The sequence below is a fragment of the Streptomyces sp. NBC_01232 genome (assembly GCF_035989885.1).
In the GTDB taxonomy this organism is placed as follows: Bacteria; Actinomycetota; Actinomycetes; order Streptomycetales; family Streptomycetaceae; genus Streptomyces.
Genome location: NZ_CP108518.1, coordinates 4,899,295 through 4,919,669, shown reverse-complemented (window position 1 = coordinate 4,919,669; position 20,375 = coordinate 4,899,295). Strand labels below are relative to the sequence as shown.

At 71.1% G+C, this 20,375-nt stretch carries 16 protein-coding genes; 11 read left to right on the top strand and 5 right to left on the bottom strand.

The window, feature by feature from the left end:
• Window positions 1–129 precede the first annotated feature (129 nt).
• The 7 genes from OG444_RS22750 (at window position 130) to OG444_RS22720 (ending at window position 9,964) form a co-directional block, all read left to right on the top strand.
• The gene (locus OG444_RS22750) at window positions 130–1,308 is read left to right on the top strand and encodes a sensor histidine kinase (protein ID WP_327263922.1); all 1,179 of its coding nucleotides are present in this window, start codon (window positions 130–132) and stop codon (window positions 1,306–1,308) included.
• A gap of 479 nt (window positions 1,309–1,787) precedes the next feature.
• Entirely contained in the window at window positions 1,788–3,080 is a 1,293-nt protein-coding gene (locus tag OG444_RS22745; RefSeq protein ID WP_327263921.1) for a sensor histidine kinase, read from the top strand.
• A 319-nt stretch (window positions 3,081–3,399) separates the two neighbouring features.
• The gene (locus OG444_RS22740; protein ID WP_030026962.1) at window positions 3,400–4,059 is read left to right on the top strand and encodes a response regulator transcription factor; all 660 of its coding nucleotides are present in this window, start codon (window positions 3,400–3,402) and stop codon (window positions 4,057–4,059) included.
• Window positions 4,060–4,210: 151 nt separating this feature from the next.
• The gene (locus OG444_RS22735; protein ID WP_327263920.1) at window positions 4,211–6,154 is read left to right on the top strand and encodes a 2-oxoacid:acceptor oxidoreductase subunit alpha; all 1,944 of its coding nucleotides are present in this window, start codon (window positions 4,211–4,213) and stop codon (window positions 6,152–6,154) included.
• Window positions 6,147–7,217, top strand: coding sequence for a 2-oxoacid:ferredoxin oxidoreductase subunit beta (locus tag OG444_RS22730; RefSeq protein ID WP_327263919.1), 1,071 nt, complete (start codon window positions 6,147–6,149; stop codon window positions 7,215–7,217). The genes OG444_RS22735 and OG444_RS22730 overlap by 8 nt, the downstream gene beginning before the upstream one ends.
• Window positions 7,218–7,474: 257 nt before the next feature.
• Window positions 7,475–8,419, top strand: coding sequence for an EamA family transporter RarD (gene rarD, locus OG444_RS22725; RefSeq protein WP_327263918.1), 945 nt, complete (start codon window positions 7,475–7,477; stop codon window positions 8,417–8,419).
• A gap of 228 nt (window positions 8,420–8,647) precedes the next feature.
• Window positions 8,648–9,964, top strand: a complete 1,317-nt coding sequence (locus OG444_RS22720) for a M28 family metallopeptidase (RefSeq protein ID WP_327263917.1) — start codon at window positions 8,648–8,650, stop codon at window positions 9,962–9,964.
• Between the two features lie 66 nt (window positions 9,965–10,030).
• On the opposite strand, the gene OG444_RS22715 is transcribed toward OG444_RS22720, so the two are convergent.
• The 4 genes from OG444_RS22715 to OG444_RS22700 form a co-directional block, all read right to left on the bottom strand.
• Entirely contained in the window at window positions 10,031–10,447 is a 417-nt protein-coding gene (locus OG444_RS22715; protein ID WP_327263916.1) for a hypothetical protein, read from the bottom strand.
• Window positions 10,444–10,647: a ribbon-helix-helix domain-containing protein gene (locus OG444_RS22710; RefSeq protein WP_229337077.1), complete on the bottom strand. Its 204-nt coding sequence runs from the start codon at window positions 10,645–10,647 to the stop codon at window positions 10,444–10,446. Before OG444_RS22710 ends, OG444_RS22715 begins: the two co-directional genes overlap by 4 nt.
• Before the next feature lie 128 nt (window positions 10,648–10,775).
• The gene (locus OG444_RS22705) at window positions 10,776–11,990 is read right to left on the bottom strand and encodes a LolA family protein (RefSeq protein ID WP_327263915.1); all 1,215 of its coding nucleotides are present in this window, start codon (window positions 11,988–11,990) and stop codon (window positions 10,776–10,778) included.
• Window positions 11,991–12,212: 222 nt separating this feature from the next.
• Complete coding sequence (locus OG444_RS22700; RefSeq protein ID WP_327263914.1) at window positions 12,213–13,223, bottom strand: polyprenyl synthetase family protein; 1,011 nt, start codon at window positions 13,221–13,223, stop codon at window positions 12,213–12,215.
• A gap of 211 nt (window positions 13,224–13,434) precedes the next feature.
• Here OG444_RS22700 and OG444_RS22695 point away from each other — a divergent pair, with 211 nt between their 5' ends.
• The gene (locus OG444_RS22695) at window positions 13,435–14,931 is read left to right on the top strand and encodes a peptide MFS transporter (protein WP_327263913.1); all 1,497 of its coding nucleotides are present in this window, start codon (window positions 13,435–13,437) and stop codon (window positions 14,929–14,931) included.
• Window positions 14,932–14,989: 58 nt separating this feature from the next.
• On the top strand, window positions 14,990–16,993 hold the full coding sequence (locus OG444_RS22690; RefSeq protein WP_327263912.1) for a CocE/NonD family hydrolase: 2,004 nt from the start codon (window positions 14,990–14,992) through the stop codon (window positions 16,991–16,993).
• Between the two features lie 73 nt (window positions 16,994–17,066).
• Here the strand turns inward: OG444_RS22690 and OG444_RS22685 are convergent, their stop codons facing one another.
• Window positions 17,067–17,885: an HAD family hydrolase gene (locus tag OG444_RS22685; RefSeq protein ID WP_327263911.1), complete on the bottom strand. Its 819-nt coding sequence runs from the start codon at window positions 17,883–17,885 to the stop codon at window positions 17,067–17,069.
• Window positions 17,886–18,223: 338 nt separating this feature from the next.
• Here OG444_RS22685 and fahA point away from each other — a divergent pair, with 338 nt between their 5' ends.
• Both fahA and OG444_RS22675 read left to right on the top strand, forming a co-directional pair.
• Window positions 18,224–19,447 carry a fumarylacetoacetase gene (gene fahA, locus OG444_RS22680; RefSeq protein ID WP_327263910.1) on the top strand — a complete coding sequence of 408 codons (1,224 nt, stop codon included), beginning with the start codon at window positions 18,224–18,226 and terminating at the stop codon, window positions 19,445–19,447.
• Window positions 19,448–19,628: 181 nt separating this feature from the next.
• Window positions 19,629–20,246, top strand: coding sequence for a hypothetical protein (locus tag OG444_RS22675; protein WP_327263909.1), 618 nt, complete (start codon window positions 19,629–19,631; stop codon window positions 20,244–20,246).
• The last annotated feature ends 129 nt before the right edge of the window (window positions 20,247–20,375 follow it).

The window sequence follows — 20,375 nt, the reverse complement described above, 5'->3', positions numbered from 1 at the left end:
GGTCACTGTCGACGATCTGGTACGGACGGGAGTCTAGGGCCTGCCTCACACAGGGTGGGGTTATCCCCCGTTCACAGCACCCCGGCCACCCCATGGCATCAGCGGGTCGCACTTGACAGGCTGTGGCGCATGACCACGAGCCATGCCATTCCCGACAACGATCGCCCTCCCCCGGTACGCGCCGTCTTCAGCGCCGTGACGTGGAAGGAGATCGCCTATCTGCTGAGCAACCTGCCGCTGGCGATCGTCGGATTTGTTTACGCGGTTGTCATGGTTTCCACCGCGGGCGGTCTTTCCGTGACCGCGGTCGGAATTCCGCTGCTGGCGTGCGGTCTGTATCTGTCTCGGCAATTGGGACGGCTGGACCGGGCACGCGCACGCGGACTGCTGGGCGTACGGGTGGACGAGCCGACCCCGATCCCCGGGCCGAAGCGGTCCGGCGGATTCTTCCCCTGGCTGTGGACGAGCATCAAGGACCCCGTCGGATGGCGGACGGTGCTGTACCAGCTGATCCGGCTGCCGTGGGGAGTACTCACCTTCACGGTAGCGCTGACCGGCCTGTTCGTGCTGTGGCCGGTGCTGCCGTACCTGGTGCGGCTGATGGCGAACGTGGACCGCGCGATGGTACGGGGGCTGCTGTCGCCCTCCGACGACCTGGAGCGGCGGATCGCCGAGCTGGAATCGGACCGGGGCGTGGTGGTCGACACCGCGGCGGCCGACCTGCGGCGCATCGAGCGGGACCTGCACGACGGGGCGCAGGCCCGGCTGGTGGCGCTGGCGATGGGGCTCGGCCTGGCGAAGGAGAAGCTGCTGGAGGACCCGGAGGGCGCGGCGGCGATGGTCGACGAGGCGCACGGGGAGGTGAAGCTGGCCCTCCAGGAGCTGCGGGACCTCGCGCGGGGGATCCATCCGGCGGTGCTGACGGACCGGGGCCTGGACGCGGCGCTGTCGTCGGTGGCGGCGCGGTGCGTGGTGCCGGTGAAGGTGGCGGTGGATCTTCCGCCGGAGCGGCCGGCGGAGGCGATCGAGGGGATCGCGTACTTCGTGGTGTCCGAGCTGCTGCAGAACGTGAGCAAGCACGCGGGGGTGGAGGCGCGGGGCGCGACGGTGGAGGTGTGGCGGTCGGGGGCCAGGCTGATGATCCGGGTGTCGGACGACGGCCGGGGCGGAGCCAGTCCCTCCGGGGGGAGTGGGCTGGCGGGGCTCGCGGAGCGGCTGGGCGCGGTGGACGGGGTGCTGGTGGTGGACTCGCCGGTGGGTGCGGGGACCGTGGTCACGGCCGAGCTGCCGTGGCGTGACCGGGGGTAGGCCCCCGGGCCCCGGCCCCGGGCCCGTGTTCTGTGGGTGAGCGGGACTCCCGTCCGGGGTGGGCGGGGGTCCCGTCCGCGTGTCCGGCGCGCCGCCGCCTCCCAGGGCTCCGCCCCGGACCCCGCGCCTCAAACGCCGGCGGGGCTGGATTCGGCGCGACGCGAGCGGGGGTCCCGTCCGCGTGTCCGGCGCGCCGCCGCCTCCCAGGGCTCCGCCCCGGACCCCGCGCCTCAAACGCCGGCGGGGCTGGCTTTGGCGCGGCCCCTGCCTTCGGGATGGGGGTGAATGGGCGCCTCGAACGCCGGCCAGGCCGGATTCGGCGCGGCCCCTGCCGCGGGAGCCGACCGGGCCGGATTCGGCGGCGGGCTCGGGGTGGGGATAACCCCCCGGTGGAGAGGCCGACCCGCCGCATGGTTCGGCGGGGTGGGGGGCGGCAGGGTGGGAGGGGTAACGGAGGACCGGAAGGGCGGGTCGGGATCATGGACAACGGCAAGGGCGGGGTCGGCGCGGCGCTGCGGGCTCCGGTGTCGGGGCGGACCTGGCGGGAGTTCGGTTACCTGCTGATCGGGCTGCCGCTGAGCACGCTGTACTTCTCGCTCGCCATCACCGGAGTGAGCCTGGGCGCCGGACTGCTCGTCACCTTCCTCGGGGTTCCGGTGCTCGCCGGGATGCTCGCCATGTGCCGCGGGTTCGGCCGGCTGGAGCGGGCCCGGGTGCGCGCGCTGCTCGGGGCGGACATCGCCGAGCCCGCGCCGATCCGGGCCCGGAAGGCCGGACCGCTGGCCGCCATGGGCGCGCTGCTCAAGAGCGGGAGCGCCTGGCGGCACGCGTTCTACTCGGTGATCCACTTTCCGTGGGCGGTGTTCTCGTTCTGCCTGGCGCTGACGCTGTGGGCGGCAGGCTGGGGCTACCTGCTGTACCCGCTCTGGTTCTGGGTCTTCCCGGCCTACACCGACCAGCCCGGTCTGCAGCTCTTCCAGAACGACGACTACTCCTTCTACCTCGACTCACCCGTGGAGATCGCCCTCACCTGCCTCATCGGGCTGGCCGTCACCCTCGCCACCCCCTGGGTGATCCGGGCGCTGACGACCGTCGACCGGGTCATGGTCGGCGGGCTGCTCGGGCCGTCCAGCCTGGCCACCCGCGTCAGCGAGCTGGAGTCCGACCGCGGGGTGGTCGTGGACACCGCCGCCGCCGACCTGCGGCGCATCGAGCGGGACCTGCACGACGGGGCGCAGGCCCGGCTGGTGGCCCTGGCGATGGACCTGGGGCTGGCGAAGGAGAAGCTGACCGAGAACCCGCAGGCCGCCGCCCGCATGGTGGACGAGGCGCACGGCGAGGTGAAGATCGCCCTCCAGGAGCTGCGGGACCTGGCCCGCGGGATCCACCCGGCCGTGCTGACCGACCGCGGGCTGGACGCGGCGCTGTCCTCGGTGGCCTCGCGGTGCGCGGTGCCGGTGCGGGTGGCCGTGGACCTGCCGGCCCGGCCCGCGGCGGCGATCGAGGGGATCGCGTACTTCACGGTCTCGGAGCTGCTGCAGAACGTCAGCAAGCACGCACGCGCCCGGTCGGCCTCGGTGGACGTGTGGAAGTCCGGGGAGCGGCTGCTGATCCAGGTCGCCGATGACGGCCGGGGCGGGGCCGGGCCGCGGGAGGGGACGGGGCTGGCGGGGCTGACCGATCGGCTGGACGCCGTGGACGGGGTGCTGGTCGTCGACTCCCCCGCCGGTGGCGGGACGACGGTCACGGCCGAGCTGCCCTGGCGCCCGTAGGGACCCGCAGGCAGCACAGCAGCACAGGCAGCGCAGCAGCACAGGCAGCGAACCGCTGCCGGCGGAAGGGCCGGGCCGGGTGGCCCGGCCCTTCGCGTACCCGGCCTTGCGCCCTCCCCCGCCCTCCCCGCCCTTCGCAACTCCCGGCGCTCGTGGCCTCCGTTTGCGGTATGCGACCGTCCAGTACGCGAAAACTCCCCCCGTACGACGACGTGTTGTCCCGGCTCTGCCTTCACCAGGACCTCAGGCTGGGATGCTTGGCTGAGTCGGGTAGTGCGGGACGAGTGGACGCGGGAGCTGCAGAATCGTGGAAGACAGGGTGCGGGTGGTCATCGCCGAGGATTCAGTGCTGCTGCGCGAGGGCCTGACCCGGTTGCTGACCGACCGGGGGCATGACGTCGTGGCGGGCGTCGGGGACGCGGAAGCCCTGATCAAGACGGTGGCGGAGCTGGCGGCCGAGGACGCGCTGCCGGACGTGGTGGTGGCGGACGTGCGGATGCCGCCGACCCATACCGACGAGGGCGTGCGGGCCGCCGTACGGCTGCGCCGCGATCACCCCGGGATAGGCGTGCTGGTGCTGTCGCAGTACGTGGAGGAGCAGTACGCCACCGAGCTGCTGGCCGGATCCAGTACCGGAGTGGGGTACCTGCTCAAGGACCGGGTGGCCGAGGTGCGGGAGTTCCTGGACGCGGTGGTGCGGGTGGCCCGGGGCGGTACGGCCCTGGACCCCGAGGTCGTCGCCCAGCTGCTCGGCCGGAGCCGGAAGCAGGACGTGCTGGCGGGCCTGACGCCGCGCGAGCGCGAGGTGCTCGGGCTGATGGCCGAGGGCCGGACGAACTCCGCCGTGGCGAAACAGCTGGTGGTGAGCGACGGAGCGGTGGAGAAGCACGTCAGCAACATCTTCATGAAGCTGGGCCTCTCGCCGAGTGACGGGGATCACCGGCGAGTTCTGGCCGTTCTCACCTACCTGAAATCTTGATCGACTGACACTCTGTCAGATACGGCATACCGGCAGGGCCGTCTCAAGGGGCGGTCCTACGGTCCAGAATGTGGTCGCCCCTGGGGGACCGATCCCTACCGACGTAGGGTTGGTTCCGGGGGTGCTCACGCCTCGAAGGAGGTCCAGTTCAGTGACCAGCCAGGTCAGCAGCCCAGCCGAACAGGCCGACGGGGCCGGGGGTGCGGTCGTCGGTGGACAACGCACCCCGGAGAGCCCGGGCGGCAAGGAAGTACGCCGCCTCGATCGTGTGATCATCCGATTCGCGGGTGACTCCGGTGACGGTATGCAGCTCACCGGTGACCGGTTCACCTCGGAGACCGCGTCGTTCGGGAACGACCTGTCGACGCTGCCGAACTTCCCCGCCGAGATCCGCGCCCCCGCCGGAACCCTGCCGGGCGTCTCCTCCTTCCAGCTCCACTTCGCCGACCACGACATCCTCACCCCGGGCGACGCCCCGAACGTGCTGGTCGCGATGAATCCGGCGGCCCTCAAGGCCAACATCGCGGACGTACCGCGCGGCGCCGAGATCATCATCAACACGGATGAATTCACCAAGCGCCCGATGGCCAAGGTCGGCTACGCGACCTCGCCGCTCGAGGACGGCTCCCTCGACGCCTACAACCTGCACCCGGTACCGCTGACCACCCTGACGGTCGAGGCGCTGAAGGACTTCGGCCTCTCCCGCAAGGAGGCGGAGCGCAGCAAGAACATGTTCGCGCTGGGCCTGCTGTCGTGGATGTACCACCGGCCCACCGAGGGCACCGAGAAGTTCCTGCGGCAGAAGTTCGCTAAGAAGCCCGAGATCGCCGAGGCGAACATCGTCGCCTTCCGGGCCGGCTGGAACTTCGGGGAGACCACCGAGGACTTCGCGGTCTCCTACGAGGTCGCCCCCGCCACCCGCGCGTTCCCCACGGGCACCTACCGCAACATCTCCGGGAACCTGGCGCTCTCCTACGGTCTCGTGGCCGCGAGCCAGCAGGCCGATCTGCCCCTCTACCTGGGCTCCTACCCGATCACCCCGGCCTCGGACATCCTGCACGAGCTGTCGAAGCACAAGAACTTCGGCGTGCGGACCTTCCAGGCCGAGGACGAGATCGCCGGCATCGGCGCCGCGCTCGGCGCCGCCTTCGGCGGTGCCCTCGGGGTGACCACCACCTCCGGACCCGGTGTGGCGCTGAAGTCGGAGGCGATCGGCCTCGCGGTGTCGCTGGAGCTTCCGCTGCTGATCGTGGACATCCAGCGCGGCGGCCCCTCCACCGGACTGCCGACCAAGACGGAGCAGGCCGACCTCCTCCAGGCCATGTACGGTCGCAACGGCGAGGCCCCCGTCCCGATCGTGGCCCCCCGGACCCCCGCGGACTGCTTCGACGCCGCCCTCGACGCGGCCCGGATCGCACTCACCTACCGGACCCCGGTCTTCCTGCTGTCCGACGGATACCTCGCCAACGGCTCCGAGCCCTGGCGGATCCCGGAGGTCGCCGACCTGCCCGACCTGAAGGTCAAGTTCGCCACCGGCGCGAACCACACCCTCGCCGACGGCACCGAGGTGTTCTGGCCCTACAAGCGGGACCCGGAAACCCTCGCCCGGCCCTGGGCCATCCCGGGCACCCCCGGCCTCGAACACCGCATCGGCGGCATCGAGAAGCAGGACGGCAGCGGCAACATCTCCTACGACCCCGCCAACCACGACCTCATGGTCCGCACCCGCCAGGCCAAGGTGGACGGCATCCGGGTGCCCGACCTCGACGTCGACGACCCGGACGGGGCCACCACCCTGGTCCTGGGCTGGGGGTCCACCTACGGCCCCATCACCGCGGCGGTCCGCCGGCTGCGCAACGGCGGACTCCCCATCGCCCAGGCCCACCTGCGCCATCTCAACCCCTTCCCCAGGAATCTCGGCGAGGTCCTGGAGCGTTACGAGAAGGTAGTGGTGCCGGAAATGAACCTCGGGCAGCTCGCCACCCTGATCCGGGCGAAATACCTGGTCGACGCCCAGTCGTACAACCAGGTCAACGGAATGCCGTTCAAGGCCGAGCAGCTCGCCACGGTTCTCAAGGAGGCCATCGATGACTGAGGTGACCGAAGGGGAGCGGACCCTGCTCTCGCTGGTACCGAAGGCCGAGAGCAAGCAGTCGATGAAGGACTTCAAGTCGGACCAGGAGGTCCGCTGGTGCCCCGGTTGCGGTGACTACGCGGTGCTGGCCGCCGTTCAGGGCTTCATGCCCGAACTGGGCCTCGCGAAGGAGAACATCGTCTTCGTCTCGGGCATCGGCTGCTCCTCCCGCTTCCCGTACTACATGAACACGTACGGGATGCACTCCATCCACGGCCGTGCCCCGTCCATCGCCACCGGCCTCGCCACCTCCCGCCGCGACCTGTCCGTCTGGGTCGTCACGGGCGACGGCGACGCGCTGTCCATCGGCGGCAACCACCTCATCCACGCGCTGCGCCGCAACGTCAACCTCAAAATCCTCCTCTTCAACAACCGGATCTACGGGCTGACCAAGGGCCAGTACTCCCCCACGTCCGAGATCGGCAAGATCACCAAGTCGACGCCGATGGGCTCGCTGGACGCGCCCTTCAACCCGGTGTCGCTGGCGATCGGCGCCGAGGCCTCCTTCATCGCCCGCACCGTCGACTCCGACCGCAAGCACCTCACCGAGGTCCTGCGCCAGGCCGCCGACCACCAGGGCACGGCGCTGGTGGAGATCTACCAGAACTGCAACATCTTCAACGACGGCGCCTTCGAGGTGCTCAAGGACAGGGACCAGGCCCTGGAGGCCGTGATCCGGCTGGAGCACGGCCGGCCGATCCGCTTCGGCGCGGACGACTCGAAGGGCGTCGTACGCGACCCCGCCACCGGCGACCTGCGGGTCGTCGAGGTGACCGCGGCCAATGAGGCGCAGATCCTGGTCCACGACGCGAAGAACGCCAGCGCCACCACCGCGTTCGCGCTCTCCCGCCTGGCCGACCCGGACACGCTGCACCACACCCCGATCGGGGTGTTCCGCAGCGCCGAGCGGCCCGTCTACGACACCCTCATGGCCGACCAGCTCGACGCGGCGATCGACCGCAGCGGCAAGGGCGACCTCGGGGCTCTGCTGACCGGCAACGACACCTGGACGGTCGTCGGCTAGGACGCACCTCCCGCACACCACGGAGCCCGGATCCCGCCCAGGGATCCGGGCTCCGTCTCGTTTTCGGCGAGGTGCGGGACACGGGCCCGGCCCCCGCACGGCCCCCGGATGGATGGCACCCGCATACCCCCGCAGCGCCCCTCCGGCCCGCCCGCCCAGAAAGATGTCATGAGTATCTCCCGGTTACGGGCATGACATCTGGGCCGTACGGCGTTACCTTCGTGAAAGTTGGCTGGAAAGCGCACAGGAGGCCCCCCGTGAAGGCAGAGAACGAGCAGCGCACGGGTTTGCTCTACGGATTCGGCGCGTACGGGATGTGGGGGCTGGTGCCCCTCTTCTGGCCGCTCCTGAAGCCCTCCGGCGCCGTCGAGATCCTCGCCCACCGCATGGTGTGGTCCCTGGCCGTGGTCGGTCTGGCGCTGCTCGCGCTGCGCCGCTGGGGCTGGATACGGGAGCTGCTGCGCCAGCCCCGCAAGCTCGGCCTGACCACCCTGGCCGCTTCGGTCATCACCGTGAACTGGGGCCTGTACATCTGGGCCGTGAACAACGGGCACGTGGTCGAGGCCAGCCTGGGCTACTTCATCAATCCGCTGGTCAGCATCGCGATCGGCGTCCTGGTGCTCGGTGAGCGGCTGCGCCGCGCGCAGTGGGTGGCGGTCGGCCTGAGCTTCGCCGCCGTACTGGTGCTCGCCATCGGCTACGGGCGGCCTCCGTGGATCTCGCTGATCCTGGCCTTCTCCTTCGCCACGTACGGGCTGATCAAGAAGAAGCTCAACATGGGCGGCCTGGAGTCGCTGGCCGCCGAGACCGCCGTCCTGTTCCTGCCCGCCCTCGGATACGTCCTGTGGCTCGGCGTGCAGGGCCAGTCCACCTTCGCCTCGCACGGCGTCGGCCACTCGCTGCTGCTGGCCGCGACGGGGCTGGTCACGGCTGTCCCGCTGGTGTTCTTCGGGATGGCCGCGATCCGGGTCCCGCTGTCCACGCTGGGGCTGCTGCAGTACATGGCTCCGGTGTTCCAGTTCGGGCTCGGCGTCCTGTACTTCCACGAGGCCATGCCGCCCGAGCGCTGGGCGGGCTTCTCCCTGGTGTGGGCCGCGCTCGCGATCCTCACCTGGGACGCGCTGCGTACGGCGCGGCGCTCCCGGATCAGGCTGGAGGCGGCGCCGTCCGTCGTGGCGGCACCGGCCCGCGAACCCGCGTAACGGGTGCGTGCCGGCGGGCACGCACCAGCAAACCCTTCGCACCCTCGATCCCCGGTACGGGCCACCCGTACCGGGGATCGTCCGTTTTCCGAACGACCATGACCGGATTGCAGTCTTGACGGACAGTCATACTCTCGCTGAACATCAGGCTCGCACTGACGCACTAACGCTCACTTGCTCTATCCCCACTCGTTCCGTCATGTCCCCGCGGAATCCCGGAGCCCCCACATGAGCCTGTCCGTCTCCCGGCGCCTTGCTGCCGTGACCGCGTTCGCGGTCGCCGGCCTGTTCGCCTCCACCGCCCCCGCCGCACTCGCCGCCCCCACGGCGGTCAACGCGGCGCCGACTCCGCCCGACATACCGCTGGCCAACGTCAAGGCCCACCTGTCGCAGCTCTCGACGATCGCCGCCAACAACGGCGGGAACCGCGCCCACGGCCGGGCCGGCTACAAGGCCTCGATCGACTACGTGAAGGCCAAGCTCGACGCGGCCGGCTTCACCACCACCCTGCAGACCTTCACCTCCAGCGGCGCCACCGGCTACAACCTGATCGCCGACTGGCCGGGCGGCGACCCGAACTCGGTCCTGATGGCCGGCGCACACCTGGACTCGGTGACCTCGGGCGCGGGCATCAACGACAACGGCTCCGGCAGCGCCGCCGTCCTGGAGACGGCCCTCGCCGTGTCCCGGGCCGGCCTGCAGCCCACCAAGCACCTGCGCTTCGGCTGGTGGGGGGCGGAGGAGCTGGGCCTGGTCGGCTCGAAGTACTACGTCAACAACCTGCCGACCGCCGAGCGCGCCAAGTTCGCCGGGTACCTGAACTTCGACATGATCGGTTCGCCGAACCCGGGCTACTTCGTCTACGACGACGACCCGACGATCGAGCAGACCTTCAAGAACTACTACGCGGGCCTCGGCGTCCCGACCGAGATCGAGACCGAGGGCGACGGCCGCTCCGACCACGCCTCCTTCAAGAACGTGGGCATCCCCGTCGGCGGCCTGTTCACCGGCGCCAGCAACACCAAGTCCGCCGCCCAGGCGCAGAAGTGGGGCGGCACCTCCGGTCAGGCCTTCGACCGCTGCTACCACTCCTCCTGCGACAGCACGACGAACATCAACGACACCGCCCTGGACCGCAACTCCGACGCCGTCGCCTACGCGATCTGGACGCTCGGGGCGGCCACCCCGGTCCCGCCCGGCCCGTCCTTCGAGAACACGGCGGACGTGAGCATCCCGGACTCCCCCGCGGCCGCGGTGACCTCGTCGATCACGGCCTCCGGTGTGACGGGCAACGCGCCCGCGACCACCAAGGTCGACGTGAACATCGTCCACACCTACCGCGGTGACCTGGTGGTCGACCTGCTCGCCCCCGACGGCACCGTCTACAACCTGCACAACCGCAGCGGCGGCAGCGCCGACAACCTCGTCCAGACGTACACCGTCAACGCCTCCAGCGAGGTGGCCAACGGGGTCTGGAAGCTCCGGGTCAAGGACGGGGCGGCGCAGGACGTCGGCTACATCAACAGCTGGAAGATCACCTTCTAGCGGTACCCCGCCGACTGCCCGGACCTCCAGGAGCTCCGGCACGATCCCACCGGACCGTGCCGGAGCTCAGGCGTCCTCGGCGCGGGCCCGTGACGATGCCCGGAGCGGCTCCTGGATCCGGGCGCGCAGCTCCTCGGCCACGGCCGCGATGTCCGCGCGGCCCAGCTTCGCCGCCTCCACCAGATCCCCCAGCTCCTCCGGCGAGGGGAGCTGCCTGGCCCCGGCCACGCGCAGGTACGAGCGGGTCGCGGCGGCCGCGTAGAACTCGTTCATCGGGGATTCCAGGGCGGGGCACACCGCGAGGGTGTGCAAAAACGCGGCGGCCCGCCACGCGGTGTCCGGGGCGGGCTGTTCGGGCACCAGAACGAGGTCGTTCTGGTGCCGGGCGACGGCGGCGGCCACCCCGGAGGGATCCCACACGGCGGGATCGGACGGGAGATGGTGGGCCAGAGCGGTCCAGGCCCACTCCATGGTGATCTTCAATTGCCGAACCGCTCCTGGAAGTAACTCCAGTGGTCGGCGAACTCCTCTATGCCGGAGAGGAAGTTCTTCCGGTCCTCGTCGAGTTCTCGTTCGGTGACCTCGGTGATCAGCGCGGTGACCGTCGTCCCCAGCGCCGCCGCACGTGCCTTCAGGCGTTCGTGGAACTCTTCGTCCAGGCGGATGGTGACGTGTCTCGACATGTCCAACACCGTACAGCGGGTGTGCTGTACGGGGTGCGGGAATGCCGCAAGGGTGGGCAGGGACACAGTCCCGGCCCACCCTTGCGGCGCCTGCGCGTCGTGCGCCCCCCGTACGACCACCCGGGCGGCTACTTGTTGGCGTCGGCCGCCTTCACCAGCGCGTCCTTGGTGACCGCACCGACGTAGACCTTGCCGTCGTCCGTGATCAGGGCGTTGACCAGGCGGGTCGACAGGACACGGCCCTCGCCGAACTTCCCGTTGACCTTGTCCCCGAGGGAGTCGAGGAACTGCTTGGCCTCCTTCGGGGCGTTCTTGTCGTTCTCCAGGTCCTTCAGGCTGCGGCCCTCGCCCGAGTCGATGCGCGCGATGGTCGACCAGCCCTCGCCGAGCACCTTCACGTCGCCCTTGCCGCCCGCGCCGCCGGCCAGGTCACCGAGGCCCGGGAAGGACTCCAGCGCCTTCCAGTGCCCGTCCGCGCCGCCCTTGCCCTTGTCCGCCCCGTCCACGCCCTCGGCCACCTTGGCGCCCTTGGGCACGGTGAAGGCGAAGGTGTCCGCGGCCGGCTTGGCGAAGTCCACCTTGGTGAAGCCGGCGTCCACGATCGGCTTGCCGCCCTGCGCGGAGAGCAGCTGCACGCGCAGCGGCACGCCGTTCTTGGCGTCCACCGCGATCTGGACCGAGCCGACGGTGGAGCCGCTCTGCTTGGGCTTGAGCACCAGCTGGTAGGCGTCGCGCCCGGCCACCTGCGCGGTCCCGCCCACACTGACGTCCGTGGTGGGGCCGGCGGCCGCCAGGATCTCCTCGGCCAGCTTCTGCGGCGAGGCGGCGAGGCGGTCGCCGGTCTTGTGGTCCTTGCCGCCGTCCTTGCCCTTGCCCGCCTCGGCGTTCTTCTCGTGGAAGACCTCGTTCGACTTGGAGTCGTAGCCCCACACGTCGTCGCCGTTGTGGATGAGGCTGTACTCGTCCTTGCCGTCGAGGAAGGTCAGCCGCTGGCGGTCCGGGCCGTCGGCCGCGACGCGCAGGGTGTGGCTGCCGTTCGCCAGCTGCGCGACCTTGTCCTCCGGGTTGGCGGAGCCGCCCGCCACGCCACCGCCGCCGAGCAGCCCGCTGGCGATCTTCGGCAGACCGAGGTCGGTGGTGATCCGGGCGGTACCGGACAGCTGCTGAACGTCCGATGCGGCGACCTTCTCGATGAGCTGCTGCGCCGTCACCTTCGGCAGGTCGGGCCCGCCGGCGTTGGCGAAGGCCGGGACCATCGCAACGGTCGCCGCGGCCACACCCGCCACCGCTACCGGTACGGCGTACCGGGCGGCCTTGCGAGAAGTCTTGGTGTTCGGTGCCATGTCAGTGCCCTGCCCTCTGTGTCGACTGCGGTGACCACCGTGTCGCCGCGCTCACCCGATCTGGTGGGGTTTGATGACTCCATCTGACCAAATCGGCGGCCCCGGGGCGTCAGTCCCCGGACGCAACTCGGTGTACGCCCGTGGGATGACATGAAAAGGGCCCCCCTCCCCCGACCCGTAGGGGTCGCCGGGGCGGAAGGGCCCGTTCCGATACAGCGGCCGCTATCCGGCGCGGTGGACCACGGCGTCGCAGAGCTCTTCGAGCGCCGACTTGGCGAAGCACTCCGGCAGCGGGGCGAGCATGGCGCGCGCGTCCTCGGCGTACTGGATGGTGTCGCGGCGGGCCCGCTCCAGGGCGGGGTGCGCCCGCAGCCGGGTGAGCACCTCGGCGTGTCGGGCGTCGTCCGTCAGGTCCCCGTCCAGGAGCTCCACGAGCTCCAGGTCGGCCGGGTCGCCGCCCTGGGCCGCCATCTCGCGCAGCCGCAGTACGGGCAGCGTCGGGATGCCCTCGCGCAGGTCGGTGCCCGGGGTCTTGCCGGACTCGTGGGCGTCGGAGGAGATGTCGAGGACGTCGTCGGCGAGCTGGAAGGCGGTGCCGAGCCGCTCGCCGTACTGGGTGAGGATGTCGACGACCGACTCGTCGGCGCCGGACATCAGCGCACCGAAGCGGCCGGAGACCGCGATCAGCGAGCCGGTCTTGCCGGCGATGACGTCGAGGTAGTGGGCGACGGGGTCGCGGCCGTCGCGCGGGCCGGCCGTCTCCAGGATCTGGCCCGTCACCAGCCTTTCGAAGGCTTCGGCCTGGATGCGTACGGCCTCCGGCCCGAGGTCGGCCAGGATGTGCGAGGCACGGGCGAACAGGAAGTCACCCGTGAGGACGGCCACCGAGTTGCCCCAGCGGGCGTTGGCGCTCTCCACCCCGCGGCGCACGTCCGCCTCGTCCATGACGTCGTCGTGGTAGAGCGTCGCGAGGTGCGTGAGCTCGACCACGACGGCGGACGGCACGATGCCGGGCGCGTACGGGTCACCGAACCGGGAGGCGAGCATCACCAGCAGCGGCCGGAACCGCTTGCCTCCGGCCCGGACCAGGTGCTGTGCGGCCTCGGTGATGAACGGGACTTCGCTCTTGGTGGCTTCCAGCAGACCCGCCTCGACGGCGGCCAGTCCGGCCTGGACATCGGTCTCAAGAGCCTGGTCCCGCACGCTCAGTCCGAACGGCCCGACGACGGTCACGAGGGGTACTCCTGTCTGCTGACGATCACGCTGACGATCACATGGATTGTCGATGTGTCGCTGCCATCACTCAAGCCAGCGTATCGGGTCTGTTTTCGATCACCGAGAGCGCCTTCCCGGCCATCACCCGCGCACTGCCCGATGTACACCGGTATGTTCTGAAGGAGACGAAGCGACCGGAGAATGCGTTTTGCCCAGAACTGCGACCGATATGGACGAGCCCGCGGATCCGGAGGCCGACCGGCCGCCACCCGGTGACGACCGTGCCTTCCTGGGCCACCCCCGGGGACTGGCCACGCTCTCCGGACTGGAGGTCTGGGAGCGCTTCTCGTTCCTGGGCATGCAGGCCATTCTCGTCCTCTATTTCGCGGACACGGTGGCGAACGGCGGCCTGGGCATGGACCCGGGCACCGCCGCCTCCGTCTCGGCGGCCTACGGGACCATGGTCTACCTCGTCTCCGTCGCCGGCGGGTGGCTCGCCGACCGCATCCTCGGTTCGTACCGGGCCGTGCTCTGGGGCGGCATCCTGATCGCCTGCGGCCACTACGCCATGGCCGTGCCGACGGCCGCCATGACCTGGGCCGGTCTCGGCCTGATCAGCGCGGGCACCGGGCTGCTCAAGCCGAACGTGGCCAGCATGGTCGGCAAGCTCTACCGGACGGACGACGACCGGCGCGACGCGGGCTTCGCCCTCTACTACATGGCCATCAACATCGGCGCGTTCGCCGGACCGCTGATCACCGGCTGGCTCGGCGAGCACGAGGGCTGGCACTGGGGCTTCTCCGCCGCCGCCATCGGCATGACCGCGGGCCTGGTCCAGTACGTCCTGGGGCGCCGCCATCTGGCCGGACGAAAGCACTCCGCCGAGTACGCCCTCGCCCCGGACGCGATGCGCCGCGCCGTGTGGCGGATCACCGGCGGCTGCCTCGCCCTCGCCGCGCTGGCCACCCTTCTGGCGGGCACCGGCCTGTTGACCATGGACCGCTTCGTCGACCTGCTCACCCTGGTCTCGGTGATCGCCCCGGTCGTCTACTTCGCGGTGATGTTCCGCAGCCCGAGGGTGACGCGCGAGGAGCGCGGGCGGCTTCGCCCGTACGTGGTCCTCTTCCTGGCCTCGGTCGCCTTCAACTTCATCCTCTTCCAGGCCTACTCGACGATGATGCTGCTGGCCTCCACCAACGCCGAGAGCACGATCCTGGGCTTCGACTTCCCGTCGAGCTGGTACGCCTCCGCGCTCGGCGCGTTCGAGGTGGCGCTGGCCCCGGTCGTCGCGGCGGTGTGGGCCCGGATGGGCCACCGCCAGCCGCACGCCTCCAACAAGATCGCCATCGGCGTGATCCTGGGCGGCCTGTCCTTCCTGCTGATGGTGATCCCGACCTCGGGGCACAGCGGGGACACGTACAGGATGGCCGCCTGGTGGATCGTCGGCTCGTACCTGCTGCTCGGCCTCGGCGACGTCCTGCTGGAGACCTCGGGCATGTCGGCCACCAGCAAGCTCGCGCCGAAGGCCTTCGGCAGCCAGACGATGGCGCTCTGGTTCCTCTCGCTGGCTCTGGCCAACGGCATCCAGGCGCAGGTGGTCAAGGCCTACGGCCAGGTGTCGAACCCCGTGTACTTCGGCCTCAACGGCGCCGTGGCGGTGGCGGTGGGCCTGATCGTGATGGCGATGGCGCCGTGGCTGCGGCGCACGATGCACCCCGTCCACTGAGGCCGGGTCCGAGGCGAACGTCAGGCGAACGTCCGAGGCGATTGGCGGCTGAGACCAGATGATCATCCGTACCGACTTCCCGTACGGGACCACCCACGAGGATGTCCGGATCCCGCTTCCCGACGGCGTCGAGCTGTACGCCCGGATCTGGCGCCCCGTGACGGACGAGCCGGTTCCGGCCCTGCTGGAGTACCTCCCGTACCGGCTCACCGACTGGACCGCGCCGCGCGACTGGCAGCGCCACCCCTGGTACGCGGGGCACGGCTACGCCTCCGTACGGGTGGACGTGCGCGGCCACGGCTGCAGCGGCGGCCGGCCCGGGGACGAGTACGACGCCCGCGAGCTGGCCGACGGGGTCGCGGTGGTCCAGTGGCTGGCGGCCCAGGAGTGGTGCACGGGGGCGGTGGGGATGTTCGGGATCTCCTGGGGCGGCTTCAACTCCCTGCAGATCGCGGCGCTGGCCCCCGAACCCCTGAAGGCCGTCGTCACCGTCTGCTCCACGGACGACCGCTTCGACAACGACGTGCACTACATGGGCGGCTCGGTGCTCGCCGTGGACATGCACGCGTGGGCGGCGACCATGCTGGCCTTCGCCTCCCGGCCGCCGGACCCGCAGTTCGTCGGGGACGGCTGGCGCCGCCAGTGGCTGGAGCGGCTGGAGGCGGTGGAGCCGCTCATCCACACCTGGCTCTCGCACCAGACCCGCGACGACTACTGGCGCCACGGGAGCGTCTGCGAGGACTACTCGGCCATCGGCGCGGCTGTGCTCGCGGTCGGCGGCTGGCACGACCCCTACCGCGACACGGTGCTGCGGCTGGTCGAACACCTGCCGTCGGCCCGGGTACGGGGCCTGATCGGGCCCTGGTCCCACCAGTACCCGGACCGCGGGCTGCCGCCCGGGCCGGCCATCGGCTTCCTGCAGGAGACCCTGCGCTGGTGGGACCACTGGCTGAAGGGAGCGGACAACGGGGTGATGGAGGAGCCGCTGCTGCGCACCTGGATCAGCGACTCGCACCCGCCCGCGACGGTCTACGACGAGCTCCCGGGGCGCTGGGTCGGCGAGAGGGCCTGGCCCTCGGCGTCCGTCATCCCCGTCCCGTACGTGTTCCAGGGCGCGCCGGTGGACGTCGCCTCCCCGCAGCACACGGGGCTGGACGCGGGCCGCTTCTTCCCCTTCGGCAACGACGCCGACCTGCCGCCCGACCAGCGGGAGGAGGACGCGAAATCGGCCTGCTTCGAGTTCCCGGTGGGGCCCGAGGAGCCGGTGGAGATCCTGGGACGGCCGTCGGTGACGCTGCGGCTGCGGCTCGACGTGCCGTACGGGCAGGTCGTGGCCCGGCTGTGCGACGTCGCCCCGGACGGCTCCTCGACGCTGGTCACGCGGGGCGCGCTGAACCTCTCCGCCCGCCGCGGCCGGGACCGGGCGCTGCCCTGGCCGGTCGGCTCGTACGAGGACGTCACCTTCGAGCTGAACGGCATCGGGCACGCCTTCGCGCCGGGGCACCGGATCCGCCTCGCCGTGTCGTCCGCGTACTGGCCGTGGATCTGGCCGCGGGCCGGGTCGGAGGCCGGCTGGACGCTGGACCCGGCCGGCAGTGCGCTGACGCTCCCGGTGCGGGCGGGGTCGGCGGCGGACGGGGGGATCGTCTTCGATCCCCCGGAGCAGTCGGCCCCGCTGGGGGTCGTCTTCCCGGCGACGCTGGACGAACCGCGCCCGGAGCGGCTGGTCGTACGGGACGTCGCGCGCGGCACGTGGCGGCTGGAGGTGGACCCGCGCTACGGGGGCACCCGGGTGTACCCGGACGGCCTGGAGTTCAGCGAGGACGCGGAGGAGGTGTACGAGATCCAGGACGCGGACGCGCTCTCGGCGCGGGCGGTGTCGCGATGGCGGATCCGGCTCCACCGGCCGGAACGCGGCTGGGACGCGCGCGTGGAGACGCGGTCGGAGATCCGGTGCGACGAGGGCGGTTTCCTGACGTCGAACGAGGTGGTGTGCCGGGACGGGGACGAGGTGGTCTTCCACCGCACGTGGGAGCGGCGGCTGCCGCGGGCGGCGGGCTGAGCGGAACCGCCCTGGCGGGCGGCCCCGGGGCTCCGCCCCGGATCCCGCGGGCGGAGCCCCCCCTGACCGCCGGTCAGCCGAAGAGTCGTTCCAGTACCACCGCGATGCCGTCGTCCTCGTTCGAAAGGGTGATCTCGTCGGCGACGGCCACCAGCTCGCGGTGGGAGTTGGCCATGGCCACCCCGTGCGCCGACCACGCGAACATCGGGATGTCGTTCGGCATGTCGCCGAAGGCGATCGTCTCGGCGGCGGACACGCCCAGCACGTCCGCCGCCCTCGCCAGCCCGCTGGCCTTGTCGATGCCCGGCGGCTGGAGTTCCACCGTGTGCTCGCCCGCCATCGTGACGTTCACCAGGTGCCCGACCACCGACCGCGCGACCCGCGTCAGCTCGTCGTCGTCCAGTTCCGGGTGCTGCAGCAGCACCTTGTTGATCGGCGCCGACCACAGGTCCGACCGGCGCGGGACGCGGACCGTGGGCAGGTGCGGGTGCCACATCCGGTAGCCGGGCCCTATCAGCATCTCCGCGTCCAGCCCCTCCTGGTTGACCGCCGCGTAGACCTCGCCGATCTCCGCCTCGATCTTGCCCAGGGCCACGTCGGCGAGCTCCCGGTCCATGGACACGGAGTGCAGCAGGAGCCCGCGCGCCGCGTCGTACACCTGCGCGCCCTGCCCGCACACCGCGAGACCCGTGTAGCCGAGCCCGTCCAGGACGTGCCGGACCTGCGGGACCGGGCGGCCGGTGACGACGATGTGCTGGGCGCCGGCCGCGCGCGCCGTGGCGAGTGCCGCGTACGAGCGCATGGAGATGGTGTCCCCGGCTTGCAGCAGAGTCCCGTCCAGGTCGGTGGCGATCAAGGCATAGGGAAGGGCCGGAGGCGGGGCGGAAGTCACGGCGCCAAGGATACGGACCCCTTTGGACAAGTCCTACAAATAGAACCCGGATCTGGCCTCACGCACGCCCCATCCGTCACTTGACGCGCTCCCGCGTCGAGCGGGACAGGGACGGGGCAGGGAAGTGCACAACCCCGACCGTAGGGCCCTCGATCAACAGCACGTACCAAAAGATCAGATATGACCGGAACTGTGGATACCTGACCACGGACGTCGTTCCGCGGTGTGTTTCATATCCGCCAGGGCAGTCGCGCTTTCCCGCGCGATCCTGAGTAGCGTGTCCCGCACCGTGTCTACCGGGACACCCCCGGACCGCGTCGAAAGCGAGGCAGTACCCCATGCCCCAGCAGAGCCCCCTCGATGTCCCCGAGGGCGACCCGTTCGGGCCGCACAACCTCCCCTACGGCGTCTTCTCGACCGCCGCGGAAGGCCGCCGCCGGATCGGCGTGCGCATCGGCGGGTACGTCCTCGACGCGGGGGCGGCTGCGGTCGCGCTCGGTTCCCCGTACGCCGGGCTGCTCGGGCAGCCCTCCCTCAACCCGCTGCTGGCCGCCGGCCGCACCGCCTGGCGCGATGTCCGCCGCGCGCTGACCGCCTGGGTCACCGACCCCGGCCACCGCCCCACGGTCGAGCCGCACCTGCTGCCGCTCGACGAGGTCACCCTGCACCTGCCGTACGAGGTCGCCGACTACGTCGACTTCTACGCGAGCGAGCACCACGCCACCAACGTCGGCAAGATGTTCCGCCCCGACGGCGACGCGCTGACGCCCAACTGGAAGCACCTCCCCATCGGCTACCACGGCCGCTCGGGCACCATCGTCGTCTCCGGCACCGACGTCGTCCGCCCCTCCGGGCAGCGCAAGGCGCCCACCGACCCGGCGCCCGTCTTCGGCCCGTCCGTCAAGCTCGACATCGAGGCCGAGGTCGGCTTCGTCGTCGGCGCCCCCTCCGAGCTGGGCACCCCGGTGCCGCTGGGCGCGTTCGAGGACCACGTCTTCGGGCTGTTTCTGCTCAACGACTGGTCGGCCCGGGACATCCAGGCCTGGGAGTACGTGCCGCTCGGCCCGTTCCTCGGCAAGTCCTTCGCCACCTCCGTCTCCGCCTGGGTCACCCCGCTGGAGGCCCTGGACGCTGCCCGCGTCGCCCCGCCCGCCCGGGACTTCCCGCTCCTGCCCTACCTGGACGACGCCGCGCTCGACCGCCCCGGCGGCTTCGACCTGCACATCACCGTCTCCATCAACGGGCAGGAGGTGGCGCAGCCGCCCTTCGCCTCCATGTACTGGACGGCCGCCCAGCAGCTCGCCCACATGACCGTCAACGGCGCCTCCCTGCGCACCGGCGACGTCTACGGCTCCGGAACCGTCAGCGGTCCCGAGGTCGGCCAGCGCGGCTCGCTGCTGGAGCTCACCTGGAACGGCCGCGACGCCATCGAACTCACCGGCGGCAAGCGCACCTTCCTGGAGGACGGGGACACCGTCACCCTCACCGCCTGGGCCCCCGGCCCGGACGGCACGCGCGTCGGCCTCGGCGAGGTCATCGGCCGCATCGTGGGATCGCGCTAGTCCGGCGCCGGCGGCAAACACAGTCGGCGGGGTGGCGGACCTTTCCGCCACCCCGCCGAGCCTTCTGGCCCTCACGCGATGTCAGGCGGTGGTGTCGGCACCCCGTTTGGGGGTCCGCGGCGTGCAGGGCTCGCGGGGCGCCGGGATGGTGGACGAAAGCCCGTCGGCGGCAGGAGTCCCCATGTCCCCCCGTGTCCGTGTCCGCAAGGCCGCACTCGTTTTCACCGCCGCCGTGTCGCTGGGCCTGACCGCCGTGGCGCCGGCACAAGGGGTGGAGGGACCTGCGCCCGACCCCCGGAACAAGCAGGCCATGCGGGACATGGCGACGGCGATCGCGGCGACGGCCAAGTACGCGGACGAGCGGGAGGCCATCAAGGACGGGTACGTCCCGCACGGTGAGGAGTGCATGACCAACCCGTTCGGGGTGGGCGCCATGAACTACCACTACGTCAAGCAGGCCAACTGGGGTTCGAAGGACCCCGCGAGGCCCACCGCTCTCCTCTACAGCAAGGACAAGGACCGCAATGGCCGCCGCAGGCTGGAGACCGTGGAGTGGATGTCCACCGACCGGGACCAGGACCTGAAGACGTCCGACGACCGGCCGAGCATGTTCGGCCTGCCCTTCGACGGCCCCATGCCGGGCCACTGGGCGGGCATGCCCAAGCACTACGACCTGCACATGTGGGCGTACAAGAAGAACCCGGCCGGCCGCTTCCACAACTGGAACCCGGCCCTGACCTGCCCGAAGAAGGCCCCCACCCCGGGCAAGCCCACCGCCGACCACGGGCACGGCCACTAGGCCGTCTCTTTCGGATCTTGTCGGCCGAGCCCGCGTTGCCCGGTGCCGTGCATCGCAAGGCGGAGGAGCTCCCCGCGTACTGGACGTACTCGGGAGCCCCGACAACACAGCGAGGTGCGGTGCCGGGCA